The 16,302-nt window shown below is 46.4% G+C and carries 13 protein-coding genes, 1 tRNA gene and 2 pseudogenes; 7 read left to right on the top strand and 9 right to left on the bottom strand.

Translation table 11 applies throughout. The annotated features are described in order from the left end of the window. The first annotated feature begins 48 nt into the window (after window positions 1-48). The 7 genes and pseudogenes from CIK93_RS02085 (at window position 49) to CIK93_RS02055 (ending at window position 5,696) form a co-directional block, all read left to right on the top strand. The gene (locus tag CIK93_RS02085) at window positions 49-2,061 is read left to right on the top strand and encodes a transketolase (protein ID WP_094446434.1); all 2,013 of its coding nucleotides are present in this window, start codon (window positions 49-51) and stop codon (window positions 2,059-2,061) included. Between the two features lie 22 nt (window positions 2,062-2,083). Further along, on the top strand, window positions 2,084-2,527 hold the full coding sequence (locus tag CIK93_RS02080) for an RpiB/LacA/LacB family sugar-phosphate isomerase (protein ID WP_094390335.1): 444 nt from the start codon (window positions 2,084-2,086) through the stop codon (window positions 2,525-2,527). Window positions 2,528-2,653: 126 nt separating this feature from the next. Next, window positions 2,654-2,746: pseudogene (locus tag CIK93_RS14045) on the top strand (ATP-binding protein); the annotation flags it as partial. Window positions 2,747-3,192: 446 nt separating this feature from the next. Further along, the gene (locus tag CIK93_RS02070; protein WP_094390334.1) at window positions 3,193-3,969 is read left to right on the top strand and encodes a hypothetical protein; all 777 of its coding nucleotides are present in this window, start codon (window positions 3,193-3,195) and stop codon (window positions 3,967-3,969) included. Between the two features lie 153 nt (window positions 3,970-4,122). Further along, window positions 4,123-4,195, top strand: a tRNA-Lys gene (locus CIK93_RS02065). A gap of 169 nt (window positions 4,196-4,364) precedes the next feature. After that, window positions 4,365-4,745 carry a hypothetical protein gene (locus CIK93_RS02060; protein ID WP_094446433.1) on the top strand — a complete coding sequence of 127 codons (381 nt, stop codon included), beginning with the start codon at window positions 4,365-4,367 and terminating at the stop codon, window positions 4,743-4,745. Next, window positions 4,711-5,696, top strand: a pseudogene (locus tag CIK93_RS02055) (transposase). Before CIK93_RS02060 ends, CIK93_RS02055 begins: the two are co-directional and overlap by 35 nt. Before the next feature lie 105 nt (window positions 5,697-5,801). Here the strand turns inward: CIK93_RS02055 and glmM are convergent. The 9 genes from glmM to CIK93_RS02010 all read right to left on the bottom strand — a co-directional run bounded on the left by glmM (window position 5,802) and on the right by CIK93_RS02010 (window position 16,299). Next, the gene (gene glmM / locus CIK93_RS02050; protein WP_094446432.1) at window positions 5,802-7,217 is read right to left on the bottom strand and encodes a phosphoglucosamine mutase; all 1,416 of its coding nucleotides are present in this window, start codon (window positions 7,215-7,217) and stop codon (window positions 5,802-5,804) included. 25 nt (window positions 7,218-7,242) lie between these two features. Continuing rightward, the gene (locus CIK93_RS02045; protein ID WP_094435096.1) at window positions 7,243-7,905 is read right to left on the bottom strand and encodes a DUF4827 domain-containing protein; all 663 of its coding nucleotides are present in this window, start codon (window positions 7,903-7,905) and stop codon (window positions 7,243-7,245) included. Between the two features lie 70 nt (window positions 7,906-7,975). Then, window positions 7,976-8,995 carry a bifunctional oligoribonuclease/PAP phosphatase NrnA gene (locus CIK93_RS02040; protein ID WP_371327169.1) on the bottom strand — a complete coding sequence of 340 codons (1,020 nt, stop codon included), beginning with the start codon at window positions 8,993-8,995 and terminating at the stop codon, window positions 7,976-7,978. A 14-nt stretch (window positions 8,996-9,009) separates the two neighbouring features. Further along, window positions 9,010-9,951, bottom strand: coding sequence for a nucleotidyltransferase (locus CIK93_RS02035; RefSeq protein WP_094446430.1), 942 nt, complete (start codon window positions 9,949-9,951; stop codon window positions 9,010-9,012). Window positions 9,952-10,091: 140 nt separating this feature from the next. Beyond that, window positions 10,092-11,600 carry a glycoside hydrolase family 10 protein gene (locus tag CIK93_RS02030; protein WP_371327168.1) on the bottom strand — a complete coding sequence of 503 codons (1,509 nt, stop codon included), beginning with the start codon at window positions 11,598-11,600 and terminating at the stop codon, window positions 10,092-10,094. Window positions 11,601-11,605: 5 nt separating this feature from the next. Next, complete coding sequence (gene metH / locus CIK93_RS02025; RefSeq protein WP_094446429.1) at window positions 11,606-14,377, bottom strand: methionine synthase; 2,772 nt, start codon at window positions 14,375-14,377, stop codon at window positions 11,606-11,608. Continuing rightward, window positions 14,378-14,857 (bottom strand): SsrA-binding protein SmpB, encoded by a 480-nt coding sequence (smpB, locus tag CIK93_RS02020; RefSeq protein ID WP_094389475.1) that lies wholly within the window; start codon window positions 14,855-14,857, stop codon window positions 14,378-14,380. 10 nt (window positions 14,858-14,867) lie between these two features. Continuing rightward, on the bottom strand, window positions 14,868-15,380 hold the full coding sequence (locus tag CIK93_RS02015) for a DMP19 family protein (protein WP_094389476.1): 513 nt from the start codon (window positions 15,378-15,380) through the stop codon (window positions 14,868-14,870). A 34-nt stretch (window positions 15,381-15,414) separates the two neighbouring features. Beyond that, a complete protein-coding gene (locus CIK93_RS02010) occupies window positions 15,415-16,299 on the bottom strand; it encodes a glycoside hydrolase family 25 protein (protein WP_094389477.1) in 885 nt (294 codons plus the stop codon). Window positions 16,300-16,302: the final 3 nt, after the last annotated feature.

Here is a 16,302-nt window from a genome sequence, read left to right as displayed (position 1 = left end):
CATGTGATATTACAACAAAACTAACGTTATCAAAATAAAACATTGATTATGAACGACAACAAAATCATGAACAAGGCTGCAGATAATATTCGTATTCTCGCAGCTTCAATGGTAGAGAAAGCCAAGTCTGGACACCCCGGAGGAGCTATGGGTGGTGCCGATTTCATCAACACCCTCTATAGCGAATTCCTCGTATATGATCCAGAGCATCCTGAGTGGGAAGGACGCGACCGTTTCTTCCTCGACCCAGGTCACATGGCTCCTATGCTTTACTCACAGCTCGCCCTCATCGGCAAGTTCACCCTTGAAGACCTTAAAAACCTCCGTCAATGGGGTTCCGTAACTCCTGGTCACCCTGAGCGCGAAATCGCCCGTGGTATCGAGAATACCTCTGGACCTCTCGGACAAGGCCATTGCTTTGCCGTAGGTGCTGCCATTGCTGCCAAGTTCCTCAAGGCACGCATGGGCGACGTGATGGGACAGACCATCTATGCCTACATCTCTGACGGTGGTGTACAGGAGGAAATCTCACAGGGCGCAGGACGTATTGCCGGAACATTAGGACTCGACAACCTCATCATGTTCTATGATGCCAACGATATCCAACTCTCCACCAAGACAGAAGTGGTGACCAATGAGGATACCGCCAAGAAATACGAAGCATGGGGATGGTACGTACAGAAGATCAATGGTAACGACGTTGACCAGATTCGCGAAGCCATCAAGAATGCTCAGAAGGAAACCGATCGTCCAAGCCTGATCATCGGCCATTGTGTCATGGGTAAGGGCGCTCGCAAGGCTGACAACAGCAGCTACGAATGCAACTGTGCTACCCACGGCGCTCCACTCGGCGGCGATGCTTACGTCAACACGATGAAGAACCTTGGTGCTGATCCTGAGAATCCATTCCAGATCTTCCCAGAAGTGAAAGAGATGTACGCTAAACGCGCTGAAGAACTTAAGAAAATTGTGGCAGAGCGTTACGCACAGAAAGCTGCATGGGCAAAGGAGAATCCTGAAAAGGCTCAACTCCTGGAAGAGTGGTTCAGCGGTAAAGCTCCCAAGATTGACTGGAGTCTCGTACAGCAGAAGGCAGGTGCAGCTACACGTGGTGCAAGCGCTACCGTACTCGGTGTATTAGCAGAACAGGTGCCCAACATGATCTGCGCCTCTGCCGACCTTTCAAACTCAGATAAGACCGATGGATTCCTCAAGAAGACCCACGACATCGTACGTGGCGATTTCAGCGGTGCCTTCTTCCAGGCTGGTGTTGCAGAGCTCACCATGGCATGCTGCTGCATCGGTATGGCTCTCCACGGAGGTGTAATCCCTGCATGCGGCACATTCTTTGTATTCTCCGACTATATGAAACCTGCCGTACGTATGGCAGCCCTCATGGAACTCCCCGTGAAGTTCATCTGGACCCACGATGCCTTCCGTGTAGGTGAAGACGGACCTACCCATGAGCCCGTAGAGCAAGAGGCACAGATTCGCCTGATGGAGAAACTCAAGAACCACCACGGCAAGAACTCCGTACTCGTTGTACGTCCTGCCGATGCAGAAGAGACCACCGTATGCTGGCGCATGGCGATGGAGAATACCGATACTCCTACCGCCCTAATCTTCTCACGTCAGAATATCGACATGCTGCCCGCAGGCAACGACTACAGCAAGGCCACCAAGGGTGCTTATGTAGTAGCAGGTAGCGACGAAGACTACGATGTCATCCTGCTCGCTTCTGGTTCTGAGGTATCTACCCTTGAGGCAGGTGCTGACCTGTTGCGCAAAGACGGCGTGAAGGTTCGCGTAGTCAGCGTACCTTCAGAAGGTCTGTTCCGCAGCCAGCCTAAGGAGTATCAGGAGAGCGTTCTCCCCGCAGGCAAGAAGAAGTTTGGTATGACCGCAGGGCTTCCCGTCACCCTCGAAGGTCTCGTAGGAGCCGACGGTACTGTATGGGGGCTCAACAGCTTCGGCTTCTCTGCTCCCTACAAGGTGCTCGACGAGAAACTCGGTTATACTGGCGAAAACGTCTATAAGCAGGTGAAGGCCCTGTTGGCATAAACAATCTCAAAACACAATTAATATGGAAGTAAAGACAGTTGGCGTGGCATGCGACCACGCAGGATTCGCTCTCAAGAAGTATGTGCTTCAGTATCTTGAAGAGCATGGTTATGCCTATAAGGACTACGGCACATGGAGTGACGCCTCCGTCGATTATCCCGACTTCGGTCATGCTTTGGCAGAAGGCATCGAGAGTGGCGAGGTATATCCAGGTATAGGCATCTGCGGTTCAGGCGAAGGTATTGCCATGACCCTCAACAAGCATCAGGGTGTTCGTGCCGGACTGGCTTGGATTCCTGAGATTTCCCACCTCATCCGTCAGCACAACGATGCCAACGTCCTGGTCATGCCAGGTCGTTTCATCGACAACAAGATGGCGGAGAAGATTATGGACGAATTCTTCAAAACCACTTTTGAAGGCGGTCGCCATCAGAAGCGTGTTGACAAGATTCCCGTAACTCGCTAAACCGGTAACGGGAGGTATCCCTCTCCCCGTCTCCCACATAGATTCCCGACCCACCATCATAGGTGCGGTCGGGATTTTTTGTATTCCCTCCGAAAAGGTTGCACCTTACACAGAATAAACCATTAAACTTCTGTAATCATAACGACAAACAAATCTCCAACAGAATGGGCACAGACACTTGATGATGAAGTAATAGCATCTGCATTGTTGGATCGTTGACTGTACAAATGTGAAGTGATAAACTTAAAGGGAAGCTGTTATAGAATGGAGAACAGATAGACAATTTTCGATAAAAACAGTAAAAATAATAAAAAACAAACTGGTGGGTTAACTTTACGAAAAATTGGTGGGTTTAAATTTGCTTATTACAATGGAGCAGTGAGAGCAGAGAATAAACCAAAAATTATTCTTTGCCGAATGAGATAAAAACAACCTATGACGTAAATCTAACGCTAGAATCTTTAGAATAATCTTTAACTAGAATCACAGATCATAAATCAGAAATAAAAGTCCGCGGTATCTGTGGGATGTTAAAAAGGGAGGGTACATGAGAGGTACATAAAGAAAATGTGTGTTCTCTTTGCTTTCGCTGCTTCAAAATTTGGATATTAAAAGTCTATATCGTATCTTTGCAAGCGAATTAAGAAAAACGAAAAAAGAAAGATATGAAAGATTCTTCAACGAAAAAAGCATTAAATCTGAAAGCACTTACTAAGAGTTCGGTATGGGACGTGCAGGAAAACGACATCTTCCGCATTTTGGACGGCGGCAGTAAAGACCCCGACTTCAAGGAAAATATCCGTCGCTACACAGACATCATACGCTCTGCATTCAATGTAGAAGAAATAAAGAAAGACTCTCCTGCTATTCGCGCTGCCTACGAGAAACAAGGATATAAGGTTGGAGCATTCTCTATCGATGAGAATGCAAAAATGATTATTGCCATCCGTAAACGCCCTATTATGCGCGTTACTGACCTGACCTACGAAAATATCCGCCACATTACTGCTTCCAAACTTATGGAGGTGCTGGAACGTAATTTCGGAGGTGGATGGGACTCACTGTCACAGTCTATCCAAGACATCATAGAAAGCGGTTTTGAAATCTCTACCACTACCTTGCCAAAAGACAGACTCCATAAGAAAGGTGGTATGTATGAAAAGAAGGTCGCTGATGGCTTTGAGGTTCTTGAAGTAGAAAAAGGTACATGGGTTGAGGCGATCTTCGCAAAACTTAAACCAGAGACTGTTAAACCAAGAATGAAATTTGAAACTCACGACGAGGACGAAATCCCTGAAGACAATTACAACAGTCCTGACGAGGATGACGATTCGTTTGACGATGACGTGATGAACGAAGATAATTATCGTACCACTTTTGAGATTGAAAGTGATCCCGACGAAGAGGCGGAAAGTATTTCCGATTTCGGCGGAGAAGATTAAAAAGAAACGAATAGAACACCAAATAAAATGGTGGAAAAGGGCTTCAAATGATGAATTTGAGGCTTTTTTTATGTTTTTTCAAAAAAAAACTCAAAAAAGTTTGGTTAAAAAAAAAAAACGTCGTACCTTTGCAACCGCAAACAAGAAAACAACGCGCTTGTAGCTCAGTTGGTAGAGCACCTGACTCTTAATCAGGGTGTCCAGGGTTCGAACCCCTGCAGGCGTACAAAGAGAGAAAAATATTATTTTTCTCTCTTTTTTTTGTATCTCACCTACCCGATTAATGGCCCACACGGATTACGGCTCACCCGATAAACCTAGGGGGAATATTGGCTCACCCGATATATCTAGGGGGAAAGCTTTTTGATTCTACAGAAAATTTATATCTTTGCACCATGAACAATCAAGGATTATTAGCATCGGCACAGTTGATACTGCCATCAGAGATACTTTCAAATTTTGAAGTAGTACGTGTAGAAGAAGAGGCATCCCTTATTCGCATCTATCTTGACGAATCGGTTATGGCTGAATATAAAGAGAACCCGGAGATTGAATTCAAAGGGTTCTGTGAGGCCGTAACTATACGTGACTTCCCGATCCGCGACAAAGGTGTTGATCTAATCGTCAGAAGGCGCAAATGGTACGACAAGCAGAACAACCGATACTTCTCCGATTCTTATGAGCTGAAGGCTGAAGGAACCCGCTACTCCAAGGAGTTTGCGGCTTTTTTAAAAGGAGTGTATGGAGACGATCCCTACGACCTCCCGTTCGCTTGACCACTATTATCACATAAACGGGGATACGTTTGAAAAGCAATATAAGGAAGTGCTCAGCGGCTATCGCGAATGGGCCGAACTCTCGCATGCAGAAGACTGGCTTGTCTTTCCCGAAAACATAGGTGAAAGCATCTGCATTGACGAAACGGCTCCAAGCAACGGTGAACTGTACACGATAGTAAGCAACAGAACTTCACATGGGGGTAAAGGTACCATCATTGCTATTATAAAAGGTGTGGCGGCAGATGTTTTCACAGAAATACTTATGCGCATTGACGAGGACAAGAGACTGATGGTTAAGGAGATAACAATGGACATGTCGAATTCCATGCGACTTATAGCCAGACGCTGTTTCCCGAATGCAATGCGTACCATAGACCGCTTCCATATACAGAAACTTGCATGTGATGCCTTGCAGGAGATGCGCATCGCACATAGATGGGACGCTATTCAAGCAGACACGGACGCCAGGGAAGAGGCCAAATGTTTGGGTGAAGCATACACTCCAATTGTGCTTGCAAACGGTGACACCCACAAGCAGTTGTTGGCTCGCAGCAGATATTTGCTTTTCAAATCTGCCGACAAATGGACAGAAAGTCAGAGACAAAGAGCTGAGGTGCTCTTTGAAACGTATCCTGATCTTAAAGAAGCATATTCGCTTACGCATATTCATTAAGAATGATATTTTCCAAGAATACCGTCAAAGATGCTGCAAGACTCTCGCTTGCACGCTGGTATAACAAAGTGGACGACTCTGGCTTTAAGAGTTTCAATGTTATTGCCGCCACGCTTTACGAGCATTATGATGAAGTCTTGAACTTCTTTGTCAACAGGGCAACTAATGCTTTTGCAGAGTCATTCAATGCTAAAATTAAGGCGTTTAGAGCTGCTTCAAGGGGAGTAACGGATATAAAGTTCTTTCTTTTCAGACTTACAAAGCTATATGCTTAATCCCCCTAGTTTGTCGGGTGCGCCATTAAATGGGAGGGAACTTGCAAAAATAAATAGGAGAGAAACGATGCTTCTCTCCTACTCTATATTGTTGCATGCTATTGCTTATTGCATATCATATACAACCTGCATGAGCTTCTTGCCGATTTCGTCAGCCTCTTCCATGGTTGGGGCTTCACTATACACCCGGATGATAGGCTCGGTATTGGACTTACGCAGATGTACCCATTTGGTGGGGAAATCAATCTTCACACCGTCGATATCGTTAACATGGGCTGTGGCGTCGGCAGAGAACATCTGCTTCACCTTGACGAGGATGGCGTCAACATCGGTATCAGGAGTGAGGTCGATGCGATTCTTGGCTATCTGATAGTCGGGGAACTGAGCACGCAGTTCGCTAACCTTACAGCCTTTCTGGGCAAGAGAGGTAAGGAAGAGGGCTATGCCTACAAGGGCATCACGACCGTAATGACATTCGGGATAGATGACTCCACCGTTTCCTTCGCCACCAATAACAGCATCTACTTCCTTCATCTTGGTAGTCACGTTTACTTCGCCTACGGCTGATGCGTAATAGGTTCCTCCATGACGCTCTGTGACATCGCGCAGGGCACGAGTGGATGACAGGTTGCTGACGGTATTGCCTTTGCTCTTCGACAGGACGTAGTCTGCCACGCTGACGAGCGTGTATTCTTCGCCAAACATACGACCATCTTCACAGATGAAGGCGAGGCGGTCAACATCGGGGTCAACAACAATACCGAGGTCGTATTTACCGGTTTTCATCTCGTCCATGATGCCTTGAAGGTTTTTCTCCAGGGGTTCGGGGTTATGGGCGAAATCACCTGTAGGTTCGCCATTAAGTATGGTGTATTCCACTCCCAGCTCATCAAGGAGTTTAGGGAGAATGATGCCTCCTACGCTATTGATAGTATCGACACATACTTTGAAGCCAGCCTTTTTGATAGCTTCCTGATCTACGAGGTCAAGTCCAAGTACTTCTTCTATGTGCCAACTGTCGGCTTCGTCGCAATTGATATAATGACCGAGGTGATCTACATCGGCATAATCGAAGCACTCACTTTCTGCCGTTGCCAACACTTCAGCGCCATCGGCAGCGGTAAGAAACTCTCCATTGCTGTTGAGCAATTTGAGGGCGTTCCACTGGCGTGGATTATGTGAGGCGGTAATGATGATACCACCATCGGCACCGAGCATACTTACAGCCAGTTCTGTGGTAGGTGTAGTGGCGAGACCGATATTGACCACATCGAATCCCATACCGATGAGTGTGCCACAAACCACATTATCGACCATTACTCCCGACATGCGAGCGTCACGTCCTACGACGATGGTTGGACGATGGTTGTTGAAATCGGCTTTAGCACCATTATTGCCCTGCTTTTTGATGAACTGGGCATAAGCCGTTGTGAACTTTACAATATCAAGAGGATTAAGCGTATCGCCTGTGGGACCTCCTATAGTTCCACGGATACCAGAGATAGACTTGATGAGTGTCATGATGTTGGTTTATATTAGTGTGATTTTAATTGTCTCGTTGATAGGTAATGACGTAAAAGGCAGGATAAACCGACTGACTGGCAGTCTGTGTGCCTTGTGAATGGGGTACGATAAGTTTCACCTTAGCAATCTCGTCACCTTCCTGGAGGGGGCGTCCTACGTTGATATAAAGCAAGGGAACAAGCCATCCGGAGGGTACGGAAGATGTGCCGTGGTAGAGTTGCATCATGCCCGAAACGAAGGATGCCTGGAAGGTGCTTCCATTGCGCTGTACGGTCATCTTATCCACATACTGTGACACGTCGATATACTGACCATTCATATAGATGGTTCCTACTATATCGTTGCGGATGAGCATAGAGTCGGTCAGGATATTTGTTTCAGAGAAGCGACAGAGCACGTTGACGGTTTTTCCACTCTCTACCTGCTGTCCGCAGCCTTTACGGATAATCTGCATATAGACGCCACTCTTGTCGAGCAACACATATTGGTTTTTCTTAAGATCAGTGGTTTGTCCTTGTTCTTCAAACTGTTTTTCACTAATGACGTTGATAGCCGAATCGACAAGAAATTTGCTGATAGCCTGTCGTTCCTTCTTTTTCAAGTCGCTATAGGTTTCATAGTCGTTACAAGCTGCAAAGAGCGATACGACCATCGCCAGTAGCATCAGATAGGATGTTTTTTTCATTCTTTGTTGTTACTATTGGGTTTATCGGCACAAAATTACGAATTATTCCGCAATTATTGTCACGTTTAGACTACTTTAACTTGTCTTCGTATGCCAAAAAAGCTCTTTCCACCACTTTCACGGCCTCTTCCATGGTGCAATGCAACTTGCCACCTGAGGCATTGAGGTGTCCTCCCCCGTTGAAAAAGTCGGCAGCCATCAAGTTGCATGGGAAATCATCAACCGAGCGAAGGCTTACCATAACGAGATTGGGTTTCTCAGTATCTTCTCGAAGCGAGATGGAAAGTCGTAATCCTTTAATTTGCAATGGCATATTAACAATTCCCTCCGCATCTCCTTTAATGAAGTTGAAGTTTTTTTGGTCTTCACGCGTGAGGGTGTAATAGGCAGCGTGACGCTTAGCATCAACCACGAGGCGATTGCACAACACATGGCCTACAAGGCGCAGGCGCGACTCGCTGTAATTATGATAGACATTACGATAAATCTTATCCTTATTGATGTGCTTGGTCAGGAGTTGGCTGATGATATAAAATGTCTCAGGCGAGTTGGAGTTGAAAGTAAACCCTCCTGTATCTGTCATCATGCCACAATAGACGGCTGTTGCAAAATGGCGTCCGAGCTGTTCAAACAGTCCCAACTGCCAAGCCACACGGAACACAAGTTCGCTGGCAGATGACATATTGGGATGGGACACGCAGACCTGACACGCTATGCTGGGGTTGAGATGATGGTCTATGAGTACACGGGGTGCAGTACATGCCTCCAGGGCGGCTTCCATATCGTTGGTACGAGACAGAGCGTTGAAATCGAGACAGATTACAAGGTCAGCTATTTTCAACACCATATCGACATAATCGCTTCGCTTATCGTAGCGTACTATCTTTTCGGTATTAGGCAACCATTGCAGATAGTCTGGAAACTGGTCAGGTACCACCATTACGGGTTCCTTGCCCATGCACTTGAGAACTTCTGCCATTCCCAATACCGAACCTATGGCGTCACCATCAGGACTGACATGACAGCATAAAACGATGTTGTTGGCATGATGTATAAGGGAGCGCAGTTTACTGCACTCCCCTTCAGTCATAATGTTATTCAGCATCAAAACAATTTGTTAGGATAGACACCTTCATTTACCAGTTTCTTAATTCTCTTCACGGTATCTTCACGGTCGGCTGCGTAGGTCACTCCAAACCACTTAGAGGTGGTGTCTAGTACCTTAACGGTAGCAGTCTTCTCGTTGATGAGTTTGTTGACCATCAATGGAATAAAAAATTCTGCCTTCAGATTTTCTATGTTCTTCGGATCTGAGAGGAATGCTTTAAACTCATCCTGTGAATAGTTGAAATAGTCGGGAGTGAAGCCCCACATGTTCATTGACACAGGAGTATTGTCTGCTACTTCAATCCATTTACCATTTTCATCCTTATAGCGGATGGCTTCTGTTACTGCACCGGCATTTGAACCATCTTCTGCGCAACGTACAATCTCGGTACGTTCAACAACGGTTGTCAGATGTCCTTCTGCATCGGTAGAGCAGAGGCCGCGTGCTACGGTACCATTCTCGCTCAGGGTGTTTCCTACGCGGAATCCAACCATAGCATACTGGTTTTTAGCACCTTCAGGCAGTTCGCTAAGGAACTTTCCGATGACCATAAAGGCGTCGCGATTATAGAAGTCATCGCAGTTGATGACACAGAATGGTTCTTTGATAACATCCTTACCCATCAGTACGGCATGATTGGTACCCCATGGTTTCTGTCGTCCTTCTGGAACGCTAAAGCCTTCGGGTAATGCGTCAAGTGCCTGGAAGCAGAGTTCGCATGGAACCTTATGTTGATACTTAGCAAGAATCTGTGTACGGAACTGCTCTTCAAAGTCTTTTCTGATTACCCATACGATTTTGCCAAATCCGGCTTGTATGGCATCATAGATACTATAGTCCATAATGGTTTCACTATTAGGTCCCAGTCCGTCAAGTTGTTTGAGTCCGCCGTAACGACTTCCCATTCCGGCAGCCAATAAGAATAATGTAGGTTTCATAATTCTGTTAATTCTGATAGATTATATTTTTCTGCAAAGGTACGAATAAGTGAGCGGAATACAAAAAGAAAAACACGTTTTCTTTTTGTATTCCCGAACGAAAGTACCTTGGTACAAGCGAAAGAAAGAACCAAAGCGCGTTAGCTCTGAGGTTCTTTCTCTTTCACCGTAACTTTAGCTTTTACGGGACGGCTCTCGTTAGCAAGTCTGTTGAGTGCCGTTACATAATAGACATATCGTCCTGGTTCTCCAACAATCTCATGATGACAATCAGCTGTGATGCAAACGATATGTGAGGCATCATCGAGATTGACCGGTTCGCCTTTTGCAAAGTGATATACCACATAGCGTACAGCCTCATTCTGCCATGCCTTACCCGTGGGTGGTGTCCAGAAAAGCACCTGCTGGTTGGCAATACGTAAAGGTTTGAGTTTACGTACCTTTTTAGGAGCCTTATCACACAGATGGGGCATAAGGGGTTGAAGTGCGGGTTTCTTCCAATACACCTGTCGAAGATTGGTGCCATAGTTGCCAACATTATCTACGGCAGCTTTCGCATACCACAACACCGTACCTTGTATTCCAGGCAATTCTGCATGATATTTCATCTTGGCAGGCAACTGATTGCGACTGGGTTGTTCCGGGTCAGGAAACTTCACGGTACGCTCCACATCCTCGCCGATAAATAGCGGACGCGCAGCGGCATGATCATTCCACCATTTCACGAGTTCGGCATAATCAGCCGCAGGATGACCAATCTGCCAATACAGCTGTGGAACTGTATAATCAACCCATCCGTTGTCTATCCATTTGATGACATCGGCATAGAGATCATCATAGTTTTGAAGACCGCGTGTACGGCTTCCTTCTGGGTCGTTCGCTTTATTACGATAGATGCCGAAAGGACTCACTCCAAATTTCACCCATGGCTTGACCCGATGGATCGTTGTGTTGAGTTGCTCTATCAACAGGTCAACCTGATAGCGTCGCCAATCACCACGATTGCTGAAGCCTTGGGGATCAGCCTTATACTGTGCGTCATCAGGAATATCCACTCCTGCCACAGGATAAGGATAGAAATAGTCATCGATATGAAGTCCGTCGATATCGTAACGTTTCACGATGTCCTCAACTACTTTACAGATATAATCACGATTCTCCTGAAGAGCAGGATTCATCACCACTAATCCGTCATAGCGAAAGCTCCATTCTGGATGTTTTGTCACGATATGGTTTGAAGCCAACGTGTAAGACGACTTAGTCTTGGCACGATATGGGTTGATCCAGGCATGGAGTTCCATGCCCCGCTTATGACATTCATCAATCATCCATTGCAAAGGATCCCAATAAGGCACAGGTGCTTTTCCCTGTACTCCTGTCAGAAAATGACTCCATGGCTCTATGCTGCTTTCGTAGAGTGCATCACATGCTGGACGAACTTGAAATATAATGGCGTTGGCACCATCTTTCTGCAGTTCATCCAGTTGGTAGGCAAGTGTTTTCTGCATCTGTTGCGTTCCCATGCCTTGAAACTGTCCGTTGACACATTGAATCCATGCGCCACGGAATTCACGTTTTACAGACTGTGCCGACAGTCCTAAAGATATCAGCATACACATGATGCCGAGGAGGATAATGTTTTTTCCCATATTGCTCATTGTGCAGTATCACTAAAGAAATCTTTTTTCTGACTACGCGCTTCGTCGAGCGAAAGCAGTTGTTGCTGTTGTTGTTGATAATCGTCGCGCAGGTGTTGGTAACGCTCGTCAAGTCCGTTGACGAGCTGAGTCTTTTCGGTTTCGCTCATCAAGCGGGCAGCAACGGTTGCGTTTTGCGAAGCATCCTTCATCCACACCACAGGGCCTCCATAGACGGGTGCAATCTTCAATGCCACATGGAGTTCGCTCGTTGTGGCTCCACCTATCATGATCGGGATATGAAGTCCTGCACGTTGCATTTCACGCGCCACGTTGACCATCTCTTCCAGACTGGGTGTTATCAGTCCTGAGAGTCCTATCATATCGACGCCCTCTTCTATGGCTTTCGCCACAATCTGTTCGGCAGGAACCATGACACCCATATCTACAATATCATAACCATTACAAGCCATGACGACCGCTACGATATTCTTACCAATATCATGAACGTCGCCTTTGACCGTAGCTAACAATACTTTTCCTGCCTTACGGTCGCTATCGCCCTTCTGTTGTTCGATATAGGGTTGTAGAATCTGCACAGCCTGTTTCATGGTTCGTGCAGTTTTTACCACCTGTGGCAGAAACATCTTGCCTTGTCCGAAGAGTCGTCCCACCTCATTCATACCCGCCATTAGCGGTCCTTCGATGATCTCTACCGCACGTGCGTACTGTTGCAGTGCTTCTTCCAGATCAGAGGCAAGATAGTCGCCCACACCTTTTATCAACGCCTGTTGCAACCTACTTTCCACATTCCCTTCACGCCATTGTTCTTTGCGTTGGTTTGTTGCGGCATCAGCAGGTGTCTGTGCTTTGAGGGCCTGTTGTTGTTCCAAGAGTTTGTTTGCCAACTGCGTGAGTTCATCGGCAGCTCCTGCATGACGATTAAGAATCACATCCTCAATAACCTTCAGTTCATCGGCAGGAATATCGGAATAGAGCACTTTCGTGGCAGGATTGACAATACCGAAATCCATTCCCCGTTGAATGGCATGATAGAGGAATACCGCATGCATGGCTTCGCGGATGTAATTATTTCCACGGAAGGAGAAAGAGAGATTGCTGACACCCCCGCTCACATGGGCACCAGGAAGGTTTTTCCTGATCCATTCGGCAGCACGGATGAAGTCGAGCGCATAACTGTCATGTTCTTCCATACCTGTTGCCACAGCCAGAATATTAGGGTCGAAGATTATATCGAGCGGATTAAATCCAACACGTTCTGTAAGAATACGATATGACCGCTCTGCAATCTCAATACGTCGCTCAAAACTGGTCGCTTGACCTTGTTCATCGAAGCACATCACCACAACTGCCGCCCCATAGCGTTTGACGTCCTGTGCATGGCGTATAAACACCTCTTCTCCTTCTTTCAGCGAAATGGAGTTGACGATGGATTTACCCTGTACACATTGCAGTCCGGCAGTAATCACCTGCCAATCAGAAGAGTCGATCATCACAGGAACTGCAGCAATATCGGGCTCTGACGCAATGCGATTGAGGAAATTGACCATTTCGCTCTTCGCATCAAGCAGTCCATCGTCCATATTGACGTCAATGACCAAGGCCCCATCCTCCACTTGTTTGCGGGCAATGGCAACAGCCTCATCGTATTGTTTCTCTTTGATGAGTCGCAAGAACTTACGCGATCCTGCCACATTACACCGTTCACCAACGTTGACAAAATGGACCTCTGGAGTCACCTCCAGCAATTCAAGTCCACTCAGTTGCATATAGGGAGACGCTTCAGCCGGACGATGCGGTGTCTTTCCAGCAACAAGCGGGAGGTATTCGGCAATGAAGTGTTCGTCGGTACCGCAGCATCCGCCGATGATATTGACAAGTCCCTCGTCAATCATAGCGCCAATCTTCGGAGCCATGGACTCAGGAGTCTCATCATAGAGTCCCATTGAGTTGGGGAGTCCTGCATTGGGATAGGCACTAATATAATAAGGAGCACGTCGTGCCAGTTGGCGAAGGAATCCTATCATCTGGTCTGCACCGAAAGAGCAGTTGAGACCTACCGAAAAGATAGGGTAACTGCTGATGCTGGCAAGGAAAGCCTCAAGTGTTTGTCCGCTGAGCGTTCGTCCTGCAAGGTCGCTCACGGTAGCGCTAACCATGATAGGCAGTTCGATATTGCGTTGTGTCATTACCGCCATGGCAGCATCTATAGCCACTTTAGCGTTCAGCGTATCAAATACCGTTTCGATGAGAATAGCATCCACCCCACCCTCAACAAGTGCGTCCATCTGCTCTACGTAGGCATCATAGAGTTGGGGGTAAGTCAATTCGCGGGCGGCAGGATTACTGACATCGGGAGACATTGAGCAGGTTTTATTGGTAGGTCCCACACTACCAGCCACGAATCGTGGTTTATCGGGTGTGGAAAATTCGTCTGCCATACGTCGGGCGATACGAGCACCGGCAAGGGCCACTTCGTGACAACAGTCTTCCATGTGGTAGTCCGCCTGCGAAATACGTTGTGCATTGAAAGTATTTGTCGTGATGATATCAGCCCCTGCAATAAGATATTTTTTGTGAATATCCTCTATCACATCAGGACGTGTCAGACAGAGGATATCGTTATTCCCACGCATCTGTCCACGTTGGTTGGTATAGATATTTCCACGAAAGTCCTGTTCAGTAAGTTCATACTTCTGAATCATCGTTCCCATAGCTCCATCAAGCACAAGGATGCGTTGTTTGGCAATTTCTTTGAGTGTTGTCATTTAGTAGTGTTTCATTGCACGGTCCATTTCCCTGCGGTCTTCTTTCTCTTTGAGGGTCTGACGCTTGTCAAACTCCTTTTTACCCTTACAGAGTGCAATATCCATCTTAGCGCGTCCGTGTTCATCAATAAACACGAGAAGTGGCACGATAGTATAACCCGTCTGTTTGGTGGCAGACTGCAATTTCTGTATCTCACGTTTGGTAAGCAGGAGTTTGCGGTCTCGTTTCATCTCATGGTTGTTGTATGAACCATAGAAATAGGGTGACACATTCATGCCCTTGACCCATATTTCTCCATTATGTATAAAGCAATAGGTATCTACCAGACTCGCTTTACCAAGTCTGATAGACTTTATTTCTGTACCTGTCAGTACGATTCCTGCGGTATATGTTTCAATAAAGAAGTATTCGAACGAAGCCTTCTTGTTTCTTATCTGCACAGGACTTTTCTTACGTATTTTCTCGTCGTCCTTATTCATAGCAATCTTCTCATTCGTTTGTCACAACGACAAAATGATCGATGTGTTGGTCTATATATGTTGCAATTTGTGAGGTCCACTCTTCTTCCTTTTCTACAAAAGTATCGTCAAGGTCATCAAACTCCGGCATTTGCTCAAAAAGTGCCATAAACTCCTCTTCACTGCACTCCCGCTCAATGGTAACATGATATTTCTCATAGAGCGTATGTGCATCGTATATGAGTTTGGAGAGGTCACGAAGTCCCCACTGTTTGATGGCCTTGGCAAATGGATTTTTGAAGATAAAAGGTCCGTAACCATTGTGGATGAGCTGTACAAAACCACCGTCCATTACCTCTTCATGGAGTGCATTCCACGCCAACAGGGTTATTTGGTCTGCATTGAGCATGCCCATATTATCTGCTGTAAGCTGTCCTCCTATGGCTTGGTGTATGGCGTTGACGAAAGCATCGACGAAGGCATCCATACCTTCTTCGGCAGCCTGTCTCAGCGTCAGGTCTTGTATTTTAACTTCGTTTGACATAGATATTTTGTTTGATGTATAGTTATGGATTATATCAGTTATCTTGATAGGCCTCTTCTCCTATCTGCTCACGTGCGCCGATAGTGAGTTTGCGTAAGTCGTAATAAGAACCGTTGTAGATGTTGAAATCAACATCCCCTTTGATGCCCGGCAAACGTCCCACATCAGTATGTTGCCAGAACTTCCAGTTACCTTGATACTCCACCTTGTCCACATAATAGTGAGCAATCCAATAGGGATATTGGTCGAAGACGGGGTCGCTGAGGTAACGCATCTTAAATTTATAATAAGTATAGATAATGGGCTTCACACCATATTGGTGTTCTACCAGCTGCAACCAGAGTAGAATGCTCTCCTTAAACTCTTGGTCGGTTTGAGTGTTTGGTTTCTTCTCTACGTCTAATACCGGTGGCAAATCGCCATTCTCCAGTTTCACTTCGCTGATAAAATGCTCGGCTTGGTCTTTTGCAGATGACCGAACACTATAGAAATGATAGGCGCCTCGTGTAAAGCCGTGTTCTCGAGCCTGTTCGAAATTATCATGAAAGTTTTCGTCTATCAGACTGGCACCTTCTGTGGCTTTGATCATAACGAACCGGATGGGGTATTTATCTATCATTCCATTGTCACGAAGTTCGTCCCAGTCAATCTCTCCCTGATGATGAGAGATGTCGATACCGTGAATTTCATAACCTTCAGGGTAATTGACGTCACCATAGAGTGCACGCCATCGGAAGCCGAAGGGTCCAACAAAGATATAGTAGAAAAACCAAATATACGCCGCTACAAGTAAGAATCCGCCTAACCACCAGGACCATCCTGGAAGACGACGTAACAAACGCACAAAGAGCCCTGGCCGCTTGCGGCGGACAGGACTCGATATGCGTCTTTTATGTTGCTTTCTACGTGAAGTCGGCATAAA

Source organism: Prevotella sp. P3-92, assembly GCF_002251205.1.
Lineage (GTDB): Bacteria > Bacteroidota > Bacteroidia > Bacteroidales > Bacteroidaceae > Prevotella.
The sequence above is the reverse complement of the archived record's forward strand: the minus strand, read 5'-3'. Positions and strand labels throughout refer to the sequence as shown.